Source organism: Streptomyces sp. NPDC002958, from assembly GCF_055563255.1.
The window spans coordinates 54,841-74,208 of record NZ_JBVHDS010000017.1; the positions used below are offsets into that span (position 1 = coordinate 54,841).

18 protein-coding genes are annotated in these 19,368 nt (G+C 69.8%); all 18 read left to right on the forward strand.

Annotation, left to right across the window (positions count from 1 at the left end; translation table 11 throughout):
• Positions 1–339: 339 nt before the first annotated feature.
• The 18 genes from ACZ3IC_RS24950 to ACZ3IC_RS25035 all read left to right on the forward strand — a co-directional run bounded on the left by ACZ3IC_RS24950 (position 340) and on the right by ACZ3IC_RS25035 (position 19,360).
• Positions 340–2,142: a hydrogenase maturation protein gene (locus ACZ3IC_RS24950; protein ID WP_467419467.1), complete on the forward strand. Its 1,803-nt coding sequence runs from the start codon at positions 340–342 to the stop codon at positions 2,140–2,142.
• Between the two features lie 63 nt (positions 2,143–2,205).
• A complete protein-coding gene (locus tag ACZ3IC_RS24955) occupies positions 2,206–3,285 on the forward strand; it encodes an NADH-quinone oxidoreductase subunit B family protein (protein WP_467419367.1) in 1,080 nt (359 codons plus the stop codon).
• Between the two features lie 83 nt (positions 3,286–3,368).
• On the forward strand, positions 3,369–5,153 hold the full coding sequence (locus ACZ3IC_RS24960) for a nickel-dependent hydrogenase large subunit (RefSeq protein ID WP_467419369.1): 1,785 nt from the start codon (positions 3,369–3,371) through the stop codon (positions 5,151–5,153).
• Positions 5,150–5,725: a hypothetical protein gene (locus ACZ3IC_RS24965; RefSeq protein ID WP_467419371.1), complete on the forward strand. Its 576-nt coding sequence runs from the start codon at positions 5,150–5,152 to the stop codon at positions 5,723–5,725. Before ACZ3IC_RS24960 ends, ACZ3IC_RS24965 begins: the two co-directional genes overlap by 4 nt.
• Positions 5,722–6,390 (forward strand): DUF5947 family protein, encoded by a 669-nt coding sequence (locus ACZ3IC_RS24970; RefSeq protein ID WP_467419373.1) that lies wholly within the window; start codon positions 5,722–5,724, stop codon positions 6,388–6,390. Before ACZ3IC_RS24965 ends, ACZ3IC_RS24970 begins: the two co-directional genes overlap by 4 nt.
• Positions 6,387–7,088: a DUF6084 family protein gene (locus ACZ3IC_RS24975; RefSeq protein ID WP_467419376.1), complete on the forward strand. Its 702-nt coding sequence runs from the start codon at positions 6,387–6,389 to the stop codon at positions 7,086–7,088. Before ACZ3IC_RS24970 ends, ACZ3IC_RS24975 begins: the two co-directional genes overlap by 4 nt.
• Positions 7,085–8,533, forward strand: coding sequence for a hypothetical protein (locus ACZ3IC_RS24980; RefSeq protein WP_467419377.1), 1,449 nt, complete (start codon positions 7,085–7,087; stop codon positions 8,531–8,533). Before ACZ3IC_RS24975 ends, ACZ3IC_RS24980 begins: the two co-directional genes overlap by 4 nt.
• Positions 8,530–9,078, forward strand: a complete 549-nt coding sequence (locus ACZ3IC_RS24985; protein ID WP_467419380.1) for a hydrogenase maturation protease — start codon at positions 8,530–8,532, stop codon at positions 9,076–9,078. The genes ACZ3IC_RS24980 and ACZ3IC_RS24985 overlap by 4 nt, the downstream gene beginning before the upstream one ends.
• A gap of 16 nt (positions 9,079–9,094) precedes the next feature.
• On the forward strand, positions 9,095–9,199 hold the full coding sequence (locus tag ACZ3IC_RS24990; protein ID WP_467419381.1) for a DUF6893 family small protein: 105 nt from the start codon (positions 9,095–9,097) through the stop codon (positions 9,197–9,199).
• Between the two features lie 123 nt (positions 9,200–9,322).
• Complete coding sequence (hypA, locus tag ACZ3IC_RS24995) at positions 9,323–9,715, forward strand: hydrogenase maturation nickel metallochaperone HypA (protein ID WP_467419383.1); 393 nt, start codon at positions 9,323–9,325, stop codon at positions 9,713–9,715.
• 3 nt (positions 9,716–9,718) lie between these two features.
• On the forward strand, positions 9,719–10,546 hold the full coding sequence (gene hypB / locus ACZ3IC_RS25000; protein WP_467419386.1) for a hydrogenase nickel incorporation protein HypB: 828 nt from the start codon (positions 9,719–9,721) through the stop codon (positions 10,544–10,546).
• The gene (hypF, locus tag ACZ3IC_RS25005) at positions 10,543–12,981 is read left to right on the forward strand and encodes a carbamoyltransferase HypF (protein WP_467419388.1); all 2,439 of its coding nucleotides are present in this window, start codon (positions 10,543–10,545) and stop codon (positions 12,979–12,981) included. The genes hypB and hypF overlap by 4 nt, the downstream gene beginning before the upstream one ends.
• A gap of 53 nt (positions 12,982–13,034) precedes the next feature.
• On the forward strand, positions 13,035–13,355 hold the full coding sequence (locus ACZ3IC_RS25010; protein WP_467419391.1) for a HypC/HybG/HupF family hydrogenase formation chaperone: 321 nt from the start codon (positions 13,035–13,037) through the stop codon (positions 13,353–13,355).
• Positions 13,352–14,479 carry a hydrogenase formation protein HypD gene (gene hypD / locus ACZ3IC_RS25015; RefSeq protein WP_467419393.1) on the forward strand — a complete coding sequence of 376 codons (1,128 nt, stop codon included), beginning with the start codon at positions 13,352–13,354 and terminating at the stop codon, positions 14,477–14,479. Before ACZ3IC_RS25010 ends, hypD begins: the two co-directional genes overlap by 4 nt.
• Positions 14,480–14,537: 58 nt before the next feature.
• A complete protein-coding gene (hypE, locus tag ACZ3IC_RS25020; RefSeq protein WP_467419469.1) occupies positions 14,538–15,593 on the forward strand; it encodes a hydrogenase expression/formation protein HypE in 1,056 nt (351 codons plus the stop codon).
• Between the two features lie 370 nt (positions 15,594–15,963).
• Entirely contained in the window at positions 15,964–16,998 is a 1,035-nt protein-coding gene (locus ACZ3IC_RS25025; protein ID WP_467419395.1) for a pyridoxal-phosphate dependent enzyme, read from the forward strand.
• 2 nt (positions 16,999–17,000) lie between these two features.
• Positions 17,001–18,227, forward strand: coding sequence for an MFS transporter (locus tag ACZ3IC_RS25030; RefSeq protein ID WP_467419398.1), 1,227 nt, complete (start codon positions 17,001–17,003; stop codon positions 18,225–18,227).
• Positions 18,228–18,286: 59 nt separating this feature from the next.
• Complete coding sequence (locus ACZ3IC_RS25035) at positions 18,287–19,360, forward strand: ornithine cyclodeaminase family protein (RefSeq protein ID WP_467419401.1); 1,074 nt, start codon at positions 18,287–18,289, stop codon at positions 19,358–19,360.
• Positions 19,361–19,368 lie beyond the last annotated feature (8 nt).

The following is a 19,368-nucleotide window of genomic DNA, read 5'->3' on the forward strand; positions in this document are numbered from 1 at the left end:
CCCTTCCGGTGCGCTTGCTGTCGCCCGTCGGTCCGATGACCTGCTGCATCACCCATCAGCCGAAATCTCGGGTCATCACGCCTCTGCATCAAGAGCCGACAACGGCGTAACGGGCTGCCAGGGCGACCGTGCCCTGCGGATCGGGCTGCCCCAGGTGGAAGCGCGGCTGGTCCGGGAACGGGCGGGGCTCGCGACAGGGTTCCCCTGAGTGGTCGCCGATGCGTTCGCTTTCGGGTGACTTCGCGGCCGTTTGCCGGTGATGACACGTCAGTCATGCCTGACCATCGGATGATCCGAATCTGCCCGGACCGGGACGGATCAGGGCGTTGGGAGATCGTTGTGCACATCCTGCTCGTGGCGAGCGCGTTCAACAGCCTCACTCAGCGTGTTCACGCCGAACTGAGGGACCGCGGCCACGCCGTAGCGGTGGAACTCGCACCGCGGGACAGCTCCGCGCGCGACGCGTCGCTGCGGCGGGCCGTGCGCGAGTTCGTACCCGACCTCATCCTGGCCCCGATGCTGAAGACCGCCATCCCCCGGGACGTGTGGACGGCGCACACCTGCCTGGTCGTCCACCCGGGCCCCCCGGGCGATCGCGGGCCCTCCTCGCTCGACTGGGCCATCCACGAGGGTGCGGACACATGGGGTGTGACGGTCCTGCAGGCCGACGAGGAGATGGATGCCGGGGACATCTGGGCCTCGGCCACCTTCCCGGTGCCCCCGGTGGGCAAGAGCGATTTGTACCGCAACGAAGTGTCCGACGCCGCGCTGCGGGCCGTGCATCTCGCCGTCGAGCGCTTTGCGTCCGGTACGTACGTTCCGCGTCCGCAGTCCGGCGGGGATGCGGAGTTGCGCATCCGTACGCGGCCGTTCCTCCGTCAGGAGCACCGTCGCATCGACTGGGAGGCGGACTCCACGGAAGCGGTCCTGCGCAAGCTGCGTGCCGCCGACTCCTGCCCCGGCGTACGCGACGAACTGCTCGGGGCCGAGTGGTTTCTGCACGGCGGGCACCCGGAGCGCGAACTGCGCGGCAGGCCGGGCGAGCTGGTGGCCGTGCGGTCAGGGGCCGTCTGCCGGGCGACGACCGATGGTGCGGTGTGGATCCCCGAGCTTCGTCCCCGCCGCAGTCCGGGAGGGCCCGCCACGTTCAAACTGCCCGCTGTGACGGCACTGGCCGGGCGTCTGCCCGCACTGCCGGAGCATCCCACGCCGCCGTACGAGGAAGGGCGCCGGCGTAGGTGGAGCGACATCGACTACCGGGAGGAGGGTGGGGCCGGAATCCTTTCGTTCTCCTTCCCCGGCGGTGCGATGAGCACGAGCCATTGCCGACGTCTGCACGAGGCCTACCGGCTCGCCTGCCGGCGCCCCACCTCGGTACTGGTCCTGGGCGGAAGCCGGGACTTCTTCTCCAACGGCATCCATCTCAATGTCATCGAGGCCGCCGCCGATCCCGGCAAGGAGTCCTGGGCCAACATCAACGCCATGGACGACCTCGTGGAGGCCGTGCTGACCACCACCGACCGGCTGGTCGTCTCCGCCATGGGCGGCAACGCGGCCGCGGGCGGGGTGATGCTCGCCCTGGCCGCGGACGAGGTCTGGTGCAGGTCGGGGGCGGTGCTGAACCCGCACTACCGCCTGATGGGGCTGTACGGCTCCGAGTACTGGACGTACACGCTGCCGCGCCGGGTGGGGGCCGCCGCAGCGCAGCGCCTCACCGACAAGGCGCTGCCGGTGAGCGCCGAGGCGGCTGTGCGGCTCGGTCTGGCCGACCGGAGGGTCGACTGCGATGCGCAGTCGTTCATGGGCGAGGTCGTCCGGCTGGCGGCCCATCTCGCCGCGTCACCCGCGGCGCGGTCGCGGATCGCCGCGAAGAAGACCGGACGGGAACGGGACGAGGCCCACAGGCCCCTGGCCGACTACCGGCAGAAGGAGCTCACCGAGATGCGGCGGACCTTCTTCGATCCACGGTCGTCCTACCACGCACTGCGGCGCGCGTTCGTGCTCAAGGATCCCCCGCCGGGCCGGCCGCAGCACCTCGTTCCGGCCTCCACGGGCCGAACTGCGGGGGAGCAGTGGCCCGGTCGGAAGTCCGACGTCACTGGACTGGCGGCGCACCGCGCGGTATCCGCACCGAGCGCTTGATACCAAGAACAGTGAGGGTCGATATATCGGCCTTCGTGTGTCTCTTTCCAGGGAGGCATCCTCATGGATGCAGCAACGTCGAACACCGTGGACGCACCCGCTGCGGACACCGGAGAAGAGTCCCCGATCCATATCCTCTGGATCAACGCGGGGCTGAGTTGTGACGGCGACTCGGTGGCACTGACCGCCGCGATGCAGCCGAGCATCGAAGAGATCGTGACCGGTGCGCTGCCAGGTCTGCCCAAGATCGAGGTCCACTGGCCGCTGATCGACTTCGAATCCGGTCCCGTGGGTGGCGCGGACACGTTCATCGAATGGTTCTTCAAGGGCGAGCGCGGCGAGATCGATCCCTTCGTCCTGGTCATCGAGGGTTCCATCCCGAACGAGACGATCAAGCCGGAGGGGTACTGGTGCGGCTTCGGTGACAACCCGGAGACCGGCCAGCCGGTCACCACCAGCGAATGGATCGACCGGCTGGCGCCCAAGGCCCTGGCCGTCGTCGCCATCGGGACCTGCGCCACGTACGGCGGCATCCACGCGATGGCGGGTAACCCGACCGGCGCCATGGGTCTGCCCGACTACCTCGGCTGGGACTGGAAGTCGAAGGCCGGTATCCCGATCGTGTGCGTGCCGGGGTGCCCGATCCAGCCGGACAACTTCTCCGAGACCCTGACGTATCTGCTGTACCAGGCGGCGGGATCCGCTCCGATGATCCCGCTGGACGACAAGCTCCGTCCGGCCTGGCTGTTCGGCGCCACCGTGCACGAGGGGTGCGACCGGGCCGGCTACTACGAACAGGGTGAGTTCGCCCAGACCTACGACTCGCCCAAGTGCCTGGTCAAGATCGGCTGCTGGGGCCCCGTCGTCAAGTGCAACGTACCCAAACGCGGCTGGATGAACGGGATCGGAGGCTGCCCGAACGTCGGCGGCATCTGTATTGCCTGCACCATGCCGGGCTTCCCCGACAAGTTCATGCCGTTCATGGACGAACCGCCGGGCGCCAAGGTCTCCAGCCGCGCCAGCGGTGCGTACGGGGCGGTCGTCCGCAGGCTCCGGGCGATCACGGCGAAGACCGTGGACAAGGAGCCGAGATGGCGGCACAAGAGGGACCGGCTGACCACCGGCTACCGGCCCCCGTGGTAACCACGCCCAGGACACCGAGCGCACTCCACACCTTCCGGTGACGATCTCACCTCACGCTTCTCAGAAGGGCTACGGCACATACGATGGCACCGACAACGAAGGCCGCAGGCGACGGCAGCGGGCTGGTGGAAATGGCCTGGGATCCGATCACCCGGATCGTGGGCAGTCTCGGTATCCACACGAAGATCGACTTCAAGCAGAAGCGCGTCGCGGAGTGCTACAGCACTTCGTCGGTCTTCCGCGGCTACAGCGTCTTCATGCGGGGCAAGGACCCCCGGGACGCGCACTTCATCACCAGTCGCATCTGCGGGATCTGCGGCGACAACCACGCCACGTGTTCCGTCTACACGCAGAACATGGCGTACGGCGTGAAGCCGCCGCACCTCGGCGAGTGGATCATCAACCTCGGCGAGTCCGCGGAGTACATGTTCGACCACAACATCTTCCAGGAGAACCTGGTCGGGGTGGACTACTGCGAAAAGATGGTCCGCGAGACCAACCCCGGTGTCCTGGAACTTGCCGAGCGCACCGAAGCGCCGCACGCCGGGGAGCACGGATACCGGACGATCGCAGACATCATGCGGTCGCTCAACCCCATCGAGGGCGAGTTCTACCGCGAGGCCCTCCAGGTCAGCCGTTACACCCGGGAGATGTTCTGCCTGATGGAGGGACGCCATGTGCACCCCTCCACGCTCTACCCGGGCGGTGTGGGCACGGTCGCCTCCGTCCAGCTCTTCACCGACTACCTCAGCCGCCTCATGCGCTACGTCGAGTTCATGAAGCGGGTCGTGCCCCTGCATGACGACCTGTTCGACTTCTTCTACGAGGCCCTGCCCGGGTACGAAGAGGTCGGTCGCCGGCGCGTGCTGCTCGGCTGCTGGGGAGCGCTCAACGACCCGGAGTACTGCGACTTCACGTACGCCAACATGAGCGACTGGGGACGGAAGATGTTCGTCACCCCCGGTGTGATCGTGGACGGCAAGCTGGTCACCAACGACCTCACCCAGATCAACCTCGGCATCCGGATCCTGCTGGGCAGTTCGTACTACGACGACTGGCAGGGCAAGGAACAGTTCGTCACCCACGACCCGCTCGGCAACCCGATCGACCCCCGCCACCCGTGGAACCAGCACACGATCCCCGCGCCGCAGAAGCGGAACTTCGACGACAAGTACAGCTGGGTGATGTCACCGCGCTGGTTCGACGGCAAGGACCACCTGGCCCTGGACACCGGCGGCGGTCCCCTCGCCCGCCTCTGGTCCACCGCGCTGTCCGGGCTCGTCGACGTCGGCTACGTCAAGGCCACCGGCCACAGCGTCGTCATCAACCTGCCGCGCACGATCACCAAGCCCGAGACCACCTTCGAGTGGAAGATCCCGCAGTGGAGCAACGCGCTGGAGCGCAATCGCGCCCGCACCTACTTCCAGGCGTACGCGGCCGCGATCGCGCTGCACTGCGCCGAGAAGGGGCTTGAGGAGGTCCGCGCCGGACGTACGCAGACCTGGGAGAAGTTCGACGTCCCGGACGAGAGCATCGGCGTTGGATTCACCGAGGCCGTACGCGGCGTGCTGTCGCACCACATGGTGATCAGGGACGGCAAGATCGCCAACTACCACCCCTACCCTCCGACGCCGTGGAACGCCAGCACCAGGGACACCTACGGAACTCCCGGGCCCTACGAGGACGCGGTGCAGAACACACCGATCTTCGAGGAGAACCCGCCGGAGAACTTCAAGGGAATCGACATCATGCGCACCGTACGCAGCTTCGACCCCTGCCTCCCGTGCGGCGTCCACATGTACGTCGGTGGGGGAAAGACTGTGCAGAAGATGCACGTGCCGACCGGGCTGAGCGGACTGGGCGGATGAGCGCGGCCACAGGCACCTCCGGCGCGGAGCAGGCCGGACGGCGCATCGACGAGGTTCTTGAGCAACTGACGGCCACCGGTGACCGGCAGGCCGCGGCGGCGGCCGAGGAACTGGTGCGGGTCCTGATGGACTTCTACGGCGCCGGCCTGGCCCGGATCCTCGACGGGCTCCGAGCCGCACCGGGCCGCGAGACCGGTGACGCCCTGGACGGGCTCCTGGGCGACGACCTCGTGTCGAGCCTGCTGGTCCTGCACGACCTGCACCCCGAGGACACCGGAACGCGGATCGGGCGGGCCCTCGCAGCCGTCCGTGATCCCGTCGAGATGGTGACCTTCGACGAGAGCACGGGCACCCTGCGCCTGCGGACCGCCGGCACGGGCGGCTGCGGCTGCTCCGGCGCGTCGGCGGTTCAGCAGTCCGTCGAGGACTCCCTGGCCTGCTTCGCACCGGAGGTGACCGCGGTGGAGATGGAACCGGTCTCCGCCGCTCAGGAACCGACACTCCTCCAGATCGGAACCCGTCCGCCCCAGGCCGCGGCAACCGCCCGTCCGGCCCCGGTCAGGACGCCATGAGCGCGCCCATGACGTGGGCCGGACGGCCCACGCCCACCTCGGGCGTGCACACGCTGCGGCGGTTCGCGGCACCGCGTGAACCCCGGCAGGAGCGGTGCGAACTCTGCGGCGTACCGGTGACCGAGGGGAACCACCGGCATCTGGTGGACACCGAGCAACGTTCCCTGGCGTGCGCCTGCACCCCGTGCGCCCAACTGTTCGCGCGGACCGGCGCTGCCCACGGCCGGTTCCTGAGCGTCCCGGACCGCTACCTGGTCGACCACGACCACCATCTCGACGACCGGGCATGGGAACTCCTGCAGATCCCGGTCAGCGTCGCCTTCTTCTTCCGCAACGCCGCACTGGACCGGCTGGTGGCGCTCTACCCGAGCCCTGCCGGAGCCACCGAGAGCGAACTCGACCCGTCGACCTGGCAGACGGTGCTCGGCGGCAGCCGTCTCTCCGAACTTCTCGAACCCGACGTGGAAGCACTGCTGCTGCGTCGCTCCGAGGGCCGGGCCGAGTGCTATCTGGTCCCGATCGACATCTGCTACGAGCTGGTGGGACGCATGCGGCTGCTGTGGCAGGGCTTCGACGGCGGAGCCGAGGCCCGCGCCGACCTACGAGCCTTCTTCGAACACATCGAACACCGCGCCCGGCCGGCAGAGGGGGAGCGACGGCCATGACGGACTTCACCTTCACCTGTACCGGCGTACGCGCCGACCCGTACGCAGCCGGTCCCACCCTCGTCTTCCGGCTCCGCATCACCGCGTCCGAAGAAGCGCGGGTGCACGCACTCGCGCTGCGCTGCCAGATCCGCATCGAGCCGGCCCGGCGCGGCTACGAACGCACCGAGGCGGACGGGCTGACAGACCTCTTCGGAGAGCGCTCACGCTGGGGCAACACGCTCCAGCCCGTTCAGTTCGCCCAGGTCCAGGTCATGGTTCCCGCGTTCACCGGGGTGACCGAGACGGATGTCGTCGTGCCCTGCACGTATGACCTGGACATCGCCGCGACGCGGTACCTGAACGCGCTGACGGATGGTGAGGTGCCGCTCCTCATGCTCTTCTCCGGTACGGCTTTCACCGGTTCCGGCGGCTTCCGGGTCGAGCCGGTGCCCTGGGACCTGGAGGCGCCCTTGCGGATGCCGGTGGCGACGTGGAAGGAGATGGTCGATCAGCACTTCCCCGGGTGCGGCTGGATCCGTCTTCCTCGCGACACCATGAGCGCGCTGCTCGATTTCCGCTCCCGGCAGGCACTGCCGTCCTGGGACGCGACCGTCCGGGCGCTTCTCGACGCGGCCGGCACCATCGCCCTCCGGCCGCCGCACCGAGGACCCGCCGACGCCGGGCTGGCCGGGCTCGCCGAGAGGACGGCGCAATGACCGCATCCGCGCTCACCCCCGCGCGGGAATCCCGTTTCGCCCCGGCCCGGGGCGTGGCCGACGCCGTCCTTTTCGAGGGCTACGTCCTGTACCCGTACCGAGCGTCGGCGGCCAAGAACCGGCTCCGCTGGCAGTTCGGGGTGCTCGTACCACCGGCCTGGGCGACAGCCGCCGACGAGCACGACTTCCAGCACACCGAGTGTCTGATGGAACCGAGGGCCGACGCGACTCTGGCGGCCGAGGTGCGGTTCCTGCACGCTCAACGGCGCACCGTGCAGCAGATCCGCGACGACGGCACCTTCGAAACGGTTCCCGAACTCCACCTCACCGACCGGGTCCTGGTCCCCTGGGACGAGGGCGCGGAGGAACGGGTCGAAGCGCTCGCCACCGTGGGAGAGCTCGCCGGCGACGGTGTGGTCGTCCCCTTCACGCGCCCGGCACGCGAGGAGACCGAAACCATCCGTGACGAGGACGGCCGGATCGTGGGCCGCCTGGTGCGCCGCTGCGAGGAGATCAGCGGCGCGGTAAGGCTGTCCGCTGCCGAACTCGACGGCCCCTACCGGGCGATGCGACTGACGGCCGTCGTGGAGAACACCAGCCCATGGACGCCGGACGCCGGTGACGCCGACCGCGACGCCGTTCTGCCCAGGTCGCTGGTGGCCGCCCACCTTCTCCTGGGACTCAGTGCAGGATCGTTCCTGTCCATGACGGACCCTCCAGAGTGGGCCAAGGGAGCGGTCGCGGGCTGCCGGAATCTGCACACCTGGCCTGTACTGGCGGGTGAGCCGGGCCGCGCGGACGTGGTGCTCTCGTCCCCGATCATCCTCGAGGACCACCCGGCCATCGCCCCGGAGAGTCCCGGAGCGCTGTACGACTCCACGGAGATCGACGAGATCCTCGCGCTGCGCACGGCGGCCCTGACGGACCAGGAGAAGCGCGAGGCACGGGGGACGGACGACCGGGCGGCCGCCGTGATCGACCTGGCCGACTCGATGCCCCCCGAGGTTCTGGAGCGGCTGCACGGCGCGGTGCGGGCCCTGCGGGAGGTCACCGAGCCGGGCGCGCCCGCAGCGGCTCCGCCGGACGGATTTCCGCATGTGCCGGATGGATCCGGCGCGTACGACCTGATCCGGCCGGAGCAACCGTGGTGGGACCCGGCCGGCGATACCGGGGCCGACCCGGCGCGCGACCGGGTCCTGGTGGACGGCCGGTCGGTTGGCGTGGGCAGCCGCGTACTGCTGCGGCCGGGCCTGCGCCGCACCGACGCCCAGGACCTCTTTCTGCAGGGCCGCAGCGCACTGGTCGAAGCAGTACTCCGCGACGTGGACGGAGGAGTGCACCTCGCGGTCACCGTGGAAGGAGATCCGGGTGCGGACATCCGGCGTGAACAGGGGCGATTCCTCTACTTCCAGCCCGACGAGGTCGCGCCTGCGGAGGACGCGTGACACCGCCCTCGGCACAGAGACCGACGACTCTGGTCGCGGGCGTCGGAAACATCTTCCTCGGCGACGACGGCTTCGGCGTCGAGACCGTACGACGACTGGCATCAGACCCCCTGCCCGGCCATGTCGAAGCGGTGGACATCGGGGTGCGCGGAGTCCACCTCGCGTACCAGCTCCTCGACGGATACGACACGCTGGTCCTGATCGATGCCACCCAACGTGGCGGCGATCCCGGAACGTTGTATCTGATCGAGGCCGACCGGCCCGGCCGGATCGAGCCGCAGGAAGCTCTGCTCGACGGCCACCGCATGTCCCCCGACGCGGTCCTGACCTTGCTGGCGACCCTGTGCGCCGGGACGGGCTGCATTCCCCCGAGACGCACGCTGGTCGTCGGTTGCGAACCCGCCTGCGTCGACGAGGGCATCGGCCTCAGCGGTCCCGTGGCCGCTGCCGTACCGGAGGCCGTGAACATGATCCTGCGCCTTGTGCGGGACGACGAACGGACCGCGCCCACCGAACGGTCGGTGGCCGGTCCGGCCAATAGCTGAGGAGACGAACACCGTCATGAAGAAGATCATCATCGGCGGCGCGGCCGCCGCCGTCATCGCCGCACTTGTGGTGCAGGCACTGCCCGATCTCAGGCGCTACTTCCGCATCCGGAGCATGTGACAGCTCCGGATCCGTCGAGGCCCCGGGCTGCACCGAATGGCGTACGTACCGTGCGGCATCGGCGAGGCAGCCCGGCTGCGGCCGCGACCCCCCGGTGTAATGACGCGGGCAGGACGGAGACCCATGCACGAGATGTCCATCGCCATGGCCGTCGTCGGCCAGGTGGAAGAAGCAGCCCGGGCAGGCAGTGCCACAGCTGCCACGTCCGTCCGGCTCCAGATCGGCGAGCTGGCCGGAGTGGTCCCCGACGCACTGTCCTTCTGCTTCGAACTGGCCTGCGCCGGGACCGTGCTGGAAGGCGCGGAGCTGGTTATCGACTCCGTACGGGCGAGAGCGCGCTGCGCGCCCTGTGCGGACGAATGGGCGGTCGGCATGCCACCGCAGCTGTGCTGCCCCCTGTGCGGCGAGGCGACTGCGGAGCTGCTCTCGGGCCGCGAACTGCAGATCGCCGATGTCCACTGGGACGACGGCCCCGCGCACGAACGTACCCGTGAACCGATGTCCGAGGAGTGCTGAACCATGTGCCGTGTGGTCGATCTGCAGCAGGCGGTACTCGCGAAGAACGACACGACAGCGCACCACCTGCGCACCGAACTTGCCGCCCGCGGCACCGCGGTCGTCAATCTGCTCTCCAGCCCGGGCAGCGGGAAGACGGCACTGCTCGAACGCGAACTGGTCCTGGCCCGTGAGACGGGTGTCCCCGTCGCGGCCCTGACCGCCGACCTGGCCACCGAGAACGACGCCACGCGCCTGGCCCGCTCCGGCGCCCCGGTCAAGCAGGTGCTCACTGATGGACTCTGCCACCTGGAGGCCCGGATGCTGGGCGGGCACCTCGACGGGTGGCTGCCCGACGACACCCGCCTCCTCTTCGTGGAGAACGTCGGCAACCTGGTCTGCCCGGCCTCGTACGATCTCGGCGAAACGCTGAGGGTCGTCCTCGCCTCGGTCACCGAGGGCGAGGACAAACCGCTGAAGTACCCCACCGCCTTCGGGCTGGCGCACCTGGTCCTCGTCACCAAGACGGACATCGCCGAGGCCGTGGAGTTCGACGAGGACGCATTCCGCGCCCATGTCGCACAGGTCAATCCCGGTGTGGAGGTGCTCCTCACCTCCGCCCGGCGCGGGGACGGCGTCGGGGCGCTCCTCGACCGGGCGCTGGACGCCGCGAACGGCGCCCCGGTCCACCGGCCCGTCATGGCCCAGCACCACCCCTCCACCCACACCCACACCCACACGCACGCGGAGCACGGCGCGGACGCTCACGGCCGGCCCCACACGCCTGCCGGCCGAGGCGAGCCGGACGCCGTGACGGATGCGCCCGGCGCCGTGGCGCGGACCCGCGCGTGACGACGCCACGCTCCGGCCCGGCCAGGGGTGAGCCGACGCAGCGCCGCCGGGTCACCGTCCGGGGCGTCGTCCAAGGCGTCGGGTTCCGGCCCTACCTGTACACGCGCGCCGTCGCGATGGGCCTGGTGGGACACGTCACCAACACCCCCGAGGGCGTTGTCGCGGAGGTCGAGGGAACACCGGCCGCCGTGGCCCTGTTCTGTGAAGGGATCGCGGCGGACGCGCCGCCCATGGCCGTTCTCGATTCCGTCGAGCACAGGGAAGTCCCCACCACGGGCGGCACCGCTTTCACCATCGTCGCCTCCCGGACCGGCGGACCCTCCCGCACGCTGGTCTCCCCGGACGTGGCCACCTGTGCCGACTGCCTCGCCGAACTGGCCGACCCCGCGGACCGGCGCCACCGGCACCCTTTCATCACCTGCACCAACTGCGGGCCGCGGTTCACCATCGTCACGGGTCTGCCGTACGACCGCGCACACACCACCATGGCCCGCTTCCCCATGTGCCCCGACTGCGCCCGCGAGTACGCGGACCCCGCAGACCGCCGCTTCCATGCCCAGCCGGTCGCCTGCCACCGATGCGGGCCGCGGCTCGATCTGCTGGTGCCACACCCCGATCCGGACCGGCCCCCACGGCGCGTGTGCGCGACTGATCCGGTCGCCGAGGCCCGCAGACTCCTGTCCGGCGGCGCGACCCTCGCCGTCAAGGGCCTCGGTGGCTACCACCTCGCCTGCGACGCGACCAACCCCCGGGCCGTCGCCGCACTCCGGCGCCGCAAGGCCCGTGGAGACAAGCCGTTCGCCCTGATGGCCCGGGACATCGATGACATCGAACATCTCGTCCATGCCGGTGCCGAGGAGCGGGCCCTGCTCACCGGCACCGTACGGCCGATCGTTCTGCTGAGGCGCCGCAGCCGCGCCGTCCCCGGACCGGGCGCCCCGGCGCCGTTGGACGAGGTCGCCCCGGGCAGCCCCGACCTCGGGGTGATGCTTGCCTACACCCCCCTGCATCACCTGCTCCTCGGCCTGCCCGGCGACCCGGCCGGGCCGCGTCTTCTCGTCATGACCAGCGGCAACGTGGCCGGGGAGCCGATCGTCACCGACGACGCCGAAGCGCTGGACCGGCTGGCAGGCCTGGCCGACGCCTGGCTGACCCACGACCGCGCGATCCACGTACCGTGCGACGACTCGGTCGTACGCGTCTGTGACAGGGAACGGCTGACCGTACGCCGTTCACGCGGATACGCTCCCCGGCCCGTCGAACTGCCTTTCCCGGTACCGGCGATCCTCGCCGCGGGGGGCGACCTGAAGAACACCCTGTGCCTGGCGGAGGGGCGCAGAGCCTGGCTCTCCGCCCATATCGGAGACATGGACGACCTCGCCACACAAGACGCTTTCGAGCACGCCGGACAGCAGCTGGAGACCATCACCGGGGTGCGACCCGAGGTACTGGCCGTCGACAAGCATCCCGGCTACCGCTCGGGGCGGTTGACCGGCCGTCTGGCCGGTGAGCGGCCCGTTGTACCCGTGCAGCACCATCACGCACACATCGCCTCCGCCATGGCCGAACACGGACTTGACGGCAGCCGCCGGGTGATCGGCGTCGCGTTCGACGGCACCGGCTACGGTGACGACGGAGCAGTGTGGGGCGGAGAGATCCTGCTGGCGGACTACGACGGATACCACCGGTTCGGGCATCTCGCGTATGTCCCCCTGCCGGGCGGTGACGCCACCGTACGGCGTCCCTACCGCATGGCCCTGGCACATCTGCACGCGGCAGGAATCGGCTGGGCGCCGGACCTGCCGTGCGCGGCGGCCTGCTCTCCCGGCGAACAGGGCGTGCTGGCCCGTCAGATGGAGCGCAATCTCAATTGCGTCCCCACCTCCAGTATGGGCCGGCTGTTCGACGCCGTCTCCTCCCTCACGGGCATCTGCCACCGGGCCGGATACGAGGCCCAGGCCGCCATCGCACTCGAAACCGCCGCCCTCGGGACAGCTGAGGACGACTGTCACGGATACGACTTCGCCCTGCGCCCTCCCGCACCGGACAGCGGGAGCGCACTGATCGCCGACCCTGCCCCCGTGCTGTCGGCGGTGGTCGACGATGTGCGCGCGGGTACCGCGCCGGGAGTCGTCGCGGCACGCTTTCATGAGGCGGTCGCCGCCCTTGTCCGCAGAACCTGCGTCCTGGCGCGTGAGCAGTACGGCCTGGACACCGTGGCCCTGACGGGCGGAGTGTTCGCCAACGCCCGGCTCTCCTCGGCCTGCGCCCGGATACTTCGCGGACACCACTTCACAGTGCTTCGGCACCACCGGATCCCCCCGAACGACGGAGGGCTGGCACTGGGGCAGGTGATGGTCGCTGCCCGGAGCCGTTCCGTACCCACGCTCCAGGGCCGCATCGGCGTGGCCCGGAGGAGCGCAGCCACCCACTGACGGCGTGTCCCGGCACGACCGGGCAGGCGGATCAACCACAGCAAGGAGAAGCCATGTGCCTGGCGGTGCCCGGCAGAGTACTGGAAATCGAGGAACGGGACGGCACACGCATGGCCACCGTCGATTTCGGCGGAGTGGTCAAGGAAGCGTGTCTGGAGTACCTGCCGGACCTTCAGGTCGGCGAGTACGCCATCGTCCACGTGGGGTTCGCCCTGCAGAAACTGGACGAGGAGTCGGCTCGGCAGACACTGGAGCTTTTTGCCCAACTCGGCATGCTTCAGGAAGAGTTCGGTGACCCGTGGGAAATGGCGGCAGAGGCGGGCGGGCTGCCGCTGCCCGGTGCCGGTGGAGCGGTCCAGGAGGCGCAGCAGTGAAGTACATCGACGAATTCCAGGACCCCGCACTGGCCCGGCGGCTGCTCGACGAGATCCGCTCCACCGTGACCAGGCCGTGGGCGCTGATGGAGGTCTGCGGCGGGCAGACCCACACCATCATCCGGCACGGCATCGACCAACTGCTGCCGGACCAGGTGGAACTGATCCACGGGCCGGGCTGCCCGGTGTGCGTCACCCCTCTGGAAGTCATCGACAAGGCGTTGGCGATCGCCTCCCGCCCGGAGGTGATCTTCTGCTCCTTCGGTGACATGCTCCGGGTTCCTGGCACCGGCCGGGACCTGTTCACAGTCCGCAGCGAGGGCGGCGACGTACGGGTCGTGTATTCCCCGCTCGACGCGTTGGAGATTGCCCGGCAGAACCCGGACCGGGAGGTCGTGTTCTTCGGAATCGGCTTCGAAACCACCGCACCGCCCAACGCGATGACGGTCTACCAGGCACGCAGGCTCGGCATCCGCAACTTCAGTCTGCTGGTGTCCCATGTCCGGGTGCCACCCGCGATCGAAGCGATCATGCAGTCGCCGAGCTGCCGGGTTCAGGCGTTCCTCGCCGCAGGACATGTGTGCAGCGTCATGGGCGTGGGCGAGTATCCCCAACTGGCCGAACGGTTCGGCGTCCCGATCGTGGTGACGGGATTCGAACCGCTGGACATCCTGGAAGGCGTGCGCCGTACAGTGGCCCAGCTGGAACGCGGTGAACACACGGTGGACAACGCCTACCCGCGCGCAGTGCGCCCAGAGGGAAACCCCGCCGCTCTGGCCATGCTGGAGGACGTCTTCGAGGTGACCGACCGGGCCTGGCGCGGCATCGGCGTCATCCCCGGCAGCGGCTGGCGGCTCTCGCCGCGCTATCGGGACTACGACGCGGAATACCGCTTCTCCGTGACCGGCATCGATACCCGTGAACCCGCTCAGTGCCGCAGCGGAGAAGTCCTGCAGGGCCTGCTGAAACCCCATGAATGCGAGGCATTCGGCACCACCTGCACCCCTCGCACCCCACTCGGAGCCACCATGGTCTCCAGCGAGGGCGCCTGCGCCGCGTACTACCTCTACCGGCGGCTGGACATGAAGAAGACCGCACCTGTGGAGGCGAGCTCCGTTGGCTGAGACCGTCGAGACCCCCACGCGCGGTGACGTATCCGCTTCGGCAACGCCTCCCTCCGGTATCCCACCGCTCGATCCCACGGCATGGACGTGCCCGGCCCCCTTGCGCGATCACCCGCGCATCGTGATGGGCCATGGCGGTGGCGGCGCGCTCTCCGCCGAACTGGTCCAGCACATCTTCGCCCCCGCCTTCGGAGGCGAAGCGCTCGCGCAGCTGGGTGATTCGGCGACGGTGTCGCTGGGCGGCGCCCGGCTGGCCTTCTCCACCGACTCCTTCGTGGTGCGGCCACTGTTCTTCCCCGGCGGCAGCATCGGCGACCTCGCGGTCAACGGCACCGTCAACGATCTGGCCATGAGCGGTGCGCGTGCCGCCTATCTGTCCTGCGGATTCATCCTGGAGGAGGGCGTCGAGCTCTCCGCCGTCGCGCGCGTGGCCGACGCCCTGGGCGCGGCCGCGCGCACCGCGGGCGTCGAGGTGGCGACGGGGGACACCAAGGTGGTCGAGGCGGGTCACGGGGACGGCATCTTCATCAACACCGCGGGCATCGGACTCATCCCGGCCGGAGTCGATCTGCGTCCGCAGCGTGTCGTCCCGGGTGATGTCGTGATCGTCAGCGGGGCTATCGGTGTCCACGGCGTGGCGATCATGAGCGTGCGTGAGGGTCTGGAGTTCGGAGTGGAGATCGAGAGCGACTGCGCGGCCCTGGGGGGCCTCGTGGAGGCCATGCTCGCGGTCACCCCGGACCTGCACGTACTGCGCGATCCCACTCGTGGAGGGCTTGCAGCATCCCTCAACGAGATCGCGACGGCATCGGGTACCGGTGTCGTGATTCAGGAGCGACACGTCCCCGTCCCTCCGCCGGTGGCCAGTGCCTGCGCCATCCTGGGGCTCGACCCGATGTACGTCGCCAACGAGGGGAAGCTGGTGGCGTTCGTACCGCGTGAACACGCCGACGCGGTCCTGGACGCGATGCGTGCGCACCCCCTGGGCCGGGACGCGGCAGTGATCGGGCAGGCGGTGGACGCCCACCCGGGCATGGTGGTGGCCCGCACCGGGCTCGGCGGTACGCGGGTGGTCGACCTGCCGGTCGGGGAGCAGCTGCCACGGATCTGCTGAGGGTCCGGCTCACTGCACCGGCTGGCCGCAGCCACCACGTAGGCCCGTCCGTACGACGACAGAACCGCCCCGCCCGTGTCCCCACGTGGGCGGGGCGGTTCCCGCTACAACGAACCGGCCATTTCGAGTTGCCCGCCGAACCCCGTGCGCGGCGGACCGCCGAGACGGACATCCGTCAGCGCTGGGGCCGGCAGCAGGAAAGCGAAGGGGTGCGGGAAGCCGTCAAGCATGGTTCTGGCCAAGAGCGACAGGTGCTCGTGGCAGTGGCGTGGTGACAGCGGCGCTGAATGCCTAGGGTCTGAGTGCGCGCAGCGGGGCAGACCGGTCGAACCATGGAAAAGGTCAAAGACGCATCGCACAGGGGGAAGCAGTGCCGCGTGTCAAACCCGTCCTGGCACGGGCCCTCCGTAAGACTCCCTTACTCCACCTGGACGCCGCCCACCGGGGCCGGGTGCGGCGTCTGGGACTGAAACTCGAGGAACACGGCCCCACCGGATCGGTGAAGGACCGCAGCGCCGTGGGGCTGTTACAGGCGCTGGACGACGAACGACCGCTCAGACCGGGCACGGTGGTGGTGGAATCCACCTCCGGCAATCTCGGTCTGGCCCTGGCCCGGCTGCTGCCCGCCATCGACTGCACCCTTCTCGCGGTGGTCGATCTCAAGACCCCGCACGCCACCCGCAGTATGCTCACCGACCGCGGCGCCCGGGTCATCGTCGTCGACGAGCCGGACGGCCAGGGCGGCTACCTGCTGAGCCGGCTGCGCACGGTGCGGGAGCTGTGCGCCCACAACCCTGCGTACCGCTGGCCCAACCAGTACGAGAACTGGGCCTCGCCCGACATCCACCGGCGCACCACCGGACCCGAACTCACCGAGCAGGCGGGACCGGATCTCGGCGCGGTGTATGTACCGGTTTCCACCGGCGGCACCCTCGCCGGCATCAGCGCACATCTGCGCGCGCACCGGCCCGATGTCGCCGCGGTCGCCGTGGACGTACGCGGCTCGCTCGCCGTTGCCGGCAGTGCCGGACGCCGGTTGCTGCCGGGCATCGGAGCCAGTCGGCCGTCGGCCTTCCTGGAAGGGCCGCACAGCTACGACCGTGCCGTGCACGTCGACGACATCGAGGCGATCGCCGTCTGCCGGATCCTCGCCGAGGACGTGGGACTCGTACTCGGGGGTTCCAGCGGCTGTGCCGTACGCGCGCTCCTGACCGACCAGGAGAACGGCTACATGGACGGCCGGCTCGCGGTCTGCCTGGCCGCCGACGGGGGCGGCAAATACCGCGACACGCTCTACTGCGACGACTGGGCGACCGAGCAGGGCGTCGTCAAGGAGATCACCGCCGCCGTGGAACAACTGCGCCGCGAAGGCCTCTTCTTCGACCGAAAGCACCAGGAGCACTGACCATGAGCGCGAGCACCACCCTTGACGGGCGGCGGACGAACCCCGACTACCGGCAGTTCCTGCCGATGGTGCAGGGTGCCACGCTGATCGAGTGGACCGGCACGGGACTGTTCCTCGCCGTCTCGACCATCTACTTCGTCAAGGTCGCTCATCTCAGCACCTCCTCCGTCGGCACCGGCCTCACCATCGGCGGGGCGATCGCCATCGCCGCCGCCGTGCCCCTCGCCCGCCTGGCCGGACGCTTCGGGCCGAAGCCGGTGCTGATCGGTGTGATGCTGCTGCGCGCGCTGGCCACCGTCGGCTATCTGTGGGTGGACGGCTGGTGGAGCTTTCTCCTCGTGGTCACCGTCATCGCCGTCACCGAGCAGTCCTCGCCCCCGCTGGTGCAGTCGTACGTCGGCGCGCGAGCCCCCGAGAGCCTGCGCGCGAAGGTGATGGCCGTGCAGCGCACCGTCGTCAACCTCGGCATCAGCCTGGGCGGTCTGATCGCCGGAGTCGCCCTGGGATCCGGAGCGCCCGGAGCGTTCCGGCCGCTGCTGATCGGTGGCGCACTCGCCTATGTGGTGGTGGCAGTGGTGTACGCCACCGCGCGGGGAGAGGAGGGCGTGAGGGCTGTCGAGAGCGCCCGTGTCGCGGATCTGCTCAAGGACCGCCGCCTGCTGGGCTTCACCGCGTACAACGCACTGGTGTCGCTCTGGATGCCGGTGCTCAACGTGGCCTTCCCGCTGTGGCTCGTCACCGCGACCGACGTACCGGAGCGCTATGTCGGCATCCTGTACGCCGTCAACACCGTGCTGTGCATCGCCCTGCAGTACCCGCTCAACCGCTGCTACAGCACCACGCGCCGGGCGTGGTACGCGTACGCGACCGCGGCAGTGCTGCTCAGCTGCGGCGCCCTGGCCTTCGCCGCCGCGCCCGGCTTCGGATCCCGGGCGGCGCTGCTGGTGCTGGGAGCTGCCGTCGTCCTTCTGACGTTCGCCGAACTGCTCCAGGTCGGCGCCTCGTGGACCCTCTCCTTCGACCTGGCACCGGAACGGGCACGCAGCGCCTACCTGGTGCTGTTCAACACCAGCCGCACCGTCGCCAACCGGGTCGCGGGCCCGGTGCTGATGACCGGCGTCGTCCTCGCCCTCGGCACGGCCGGCTGGATCGCGCTCGCCTGCGTACTGCTGCTCGGCGCGCTCGTCCCCTTCGCGGTGCTGCGCGGACCGCGCGGCACCGGCGGCTGAAGCATCCTCCGGACTGTCCCCACCATCACCGACCCTCTCGCCAAGGAGCCCCGCCCGTCATGGACTTCGAGCGCTACCCCGCCAGTCACTTCCGTCATTTGACCCGTGCGGACGTCATCGAGGCGGCCCGTGACGTGGACATTGTGACGGCGGTGGCCGAGGCGCTGACGCTGCACTCCGCCGGACAGTCGGTCCTTCCCGAGGAGGCCTATCTCGGCTGGACCACCCCGCAGGGCGACTCGGCCCGGCTGCTGGCCATGCCCGGAGCGCTGGTTCAGGAGGGCCGCCCACCGGTCATCGGCATGAAGACCATCAATGCCTCGATCGGCAACCCGGGACGCGGCATACCGCGCTCCCAGGGCTTCACCCTGCTCCTCGACCCGGAGACCGCCCGCCCCCTCGCACTGATGGAGGCCGCGTACATCAGCGCAATGCGCACCGCGGCGGTGACGGCGCTCGCCGTTCGTCATCTGGCGGTCGAGGAGCCGCGACAGCTCGCGCTCCTCGGCTGCGGCGCGCTCGCACAGGCGCATGTGGCGCTGCTGCTGCGCACCGTGCCCACCCTGCGCCGAATCGCGCTGTACGACGTGGCACCCGACCGTGCGAAGGCCGTTGCCCAGTACATCGCGTCGCTCCCCGGGGCTGCGGACATCGAGACCGTGCTCGCGGAGGGTCCGCACGAGGCGGTGCGCGACGCCGAACTCGTCGTGCCCGTCACGACGGTGACCCAGGGCTACATCGAACCGGACTGGCTGCGGCCCGGCGCGCTCGTCTGCCATGTCTCGCTGGACGACCTTACCGAGGCGGCGGTGCTCTCGGCCGACACGCTGATCGTCGACGACTGGAGCCTCGTCCGTGACGACCCGCGCCGGCTGCTGGGCCGGATGCACCGGGCGGGCACTCTGCTCGGCCCCGACGGCACCCCGCGAGAAGGAGTCACCGCACGGCCCGGTGCCCGCCGCGTCGACGGCACGCTCGGCGATGTGCTGGCCGGCCGGCACCCGGGCCGCCGCGACCAGGGCGAGATCGTGATCAGTAATCCGTTCGGTATGTCGATCCTCGACGTCGCCGTCGCCGACCGCATCCACGCCCGTGCCGAAGCCGCCGGTCTGGGTGCCCGGCTCTCACTCTGAGGAGGATC

Bases quoted from the DNA above. Each gene is read 5' to 3' on its own strand.
- ACZ3IC_RS24955 (WP_467419367.1), top strand. From the start codon at position 2,206: ATGGATGCAGCAACGTCGAACACCGTGGACGCACCCGCTGCGGACACC.
- ACZ3IC_RS24975 (WP_467419376.1), top strand. From the start codon at position 6,387: ATGACGGACTTCACCTTCACCTGTACCGGCGTACGCGCCGACCCGTAC.
- ACZ3IC_RS25030 (WP_467419398.1), top strand. From the start codon at position 17,001: ATGAGCGCGAGCACCACCCTTGACGGGCGGCGGACGAACCCCGACTAC.
- ACZ3IC_RS24990 (WP_467419381.1), top strand. From the start codon at position 9,095: ATGAAGAAGATCATCATCGGCGGCGCGGCCGCCGCCGTCATCGCCGCA.
- ACZ3IC_RS24965 (WP_467419371.1), top strand. From the start codon at position 5,150: ATGAGCGCGGCCACAGGCACCTCCGGCGCGGAGCAGGCCGGACGGCGC.
- hypA (WP_467419383.1), top strand. From the start codon at position 9,323: ATGCACGAGATGTCCATCGCCATGGCCGTCGTCGGCCAGGTGGAAGAA.
- ACZ3IC_RS25035 (WP_467419401.1), top strand. From the start codon at position 18,287: ATGGACTTCGAGCGCTACCCCGCCAGTCACTTCCGTCATTTGACCCGT.
- ACZ3IC_RS25010 (WP_467419391.1), top strand. From the start codon at position 13,035: ATGTGCCTGGCGGTGCCCGGCAGAGTACTGGAAATCGAGGAACGGGAC.
- hypB (WP_467419386.1), top strand. From the start codon at position 9,719: ATGTGCCGTGTGGTCGATCTGCAGCAGGCGGTACTCGCGAAGAACGAC.
- ACZ3IC_RS24960 (WP_467419369.1), top strand. From the start codon at position 3,369: ATGGCACCGACAACGAAGGCCGCAGGCGACGGCAGCGGGCTGGTGGAA.
- ACZ3IC_RS24970 (WP_467419373.1), top strand. From the start codon at position 5,722: ATGAGCGCGCCCATGACGTGGGCCGGACGGCCCACGCCCACCTCGGGC.
- ACZ3IC_RS24980 (WP_467419377.1), top strand. From the start codon at position 7,085: ATGACCGCATCCGCGCTCACCCCCGCGCGGGAATCCCGTTTCGCCCCG.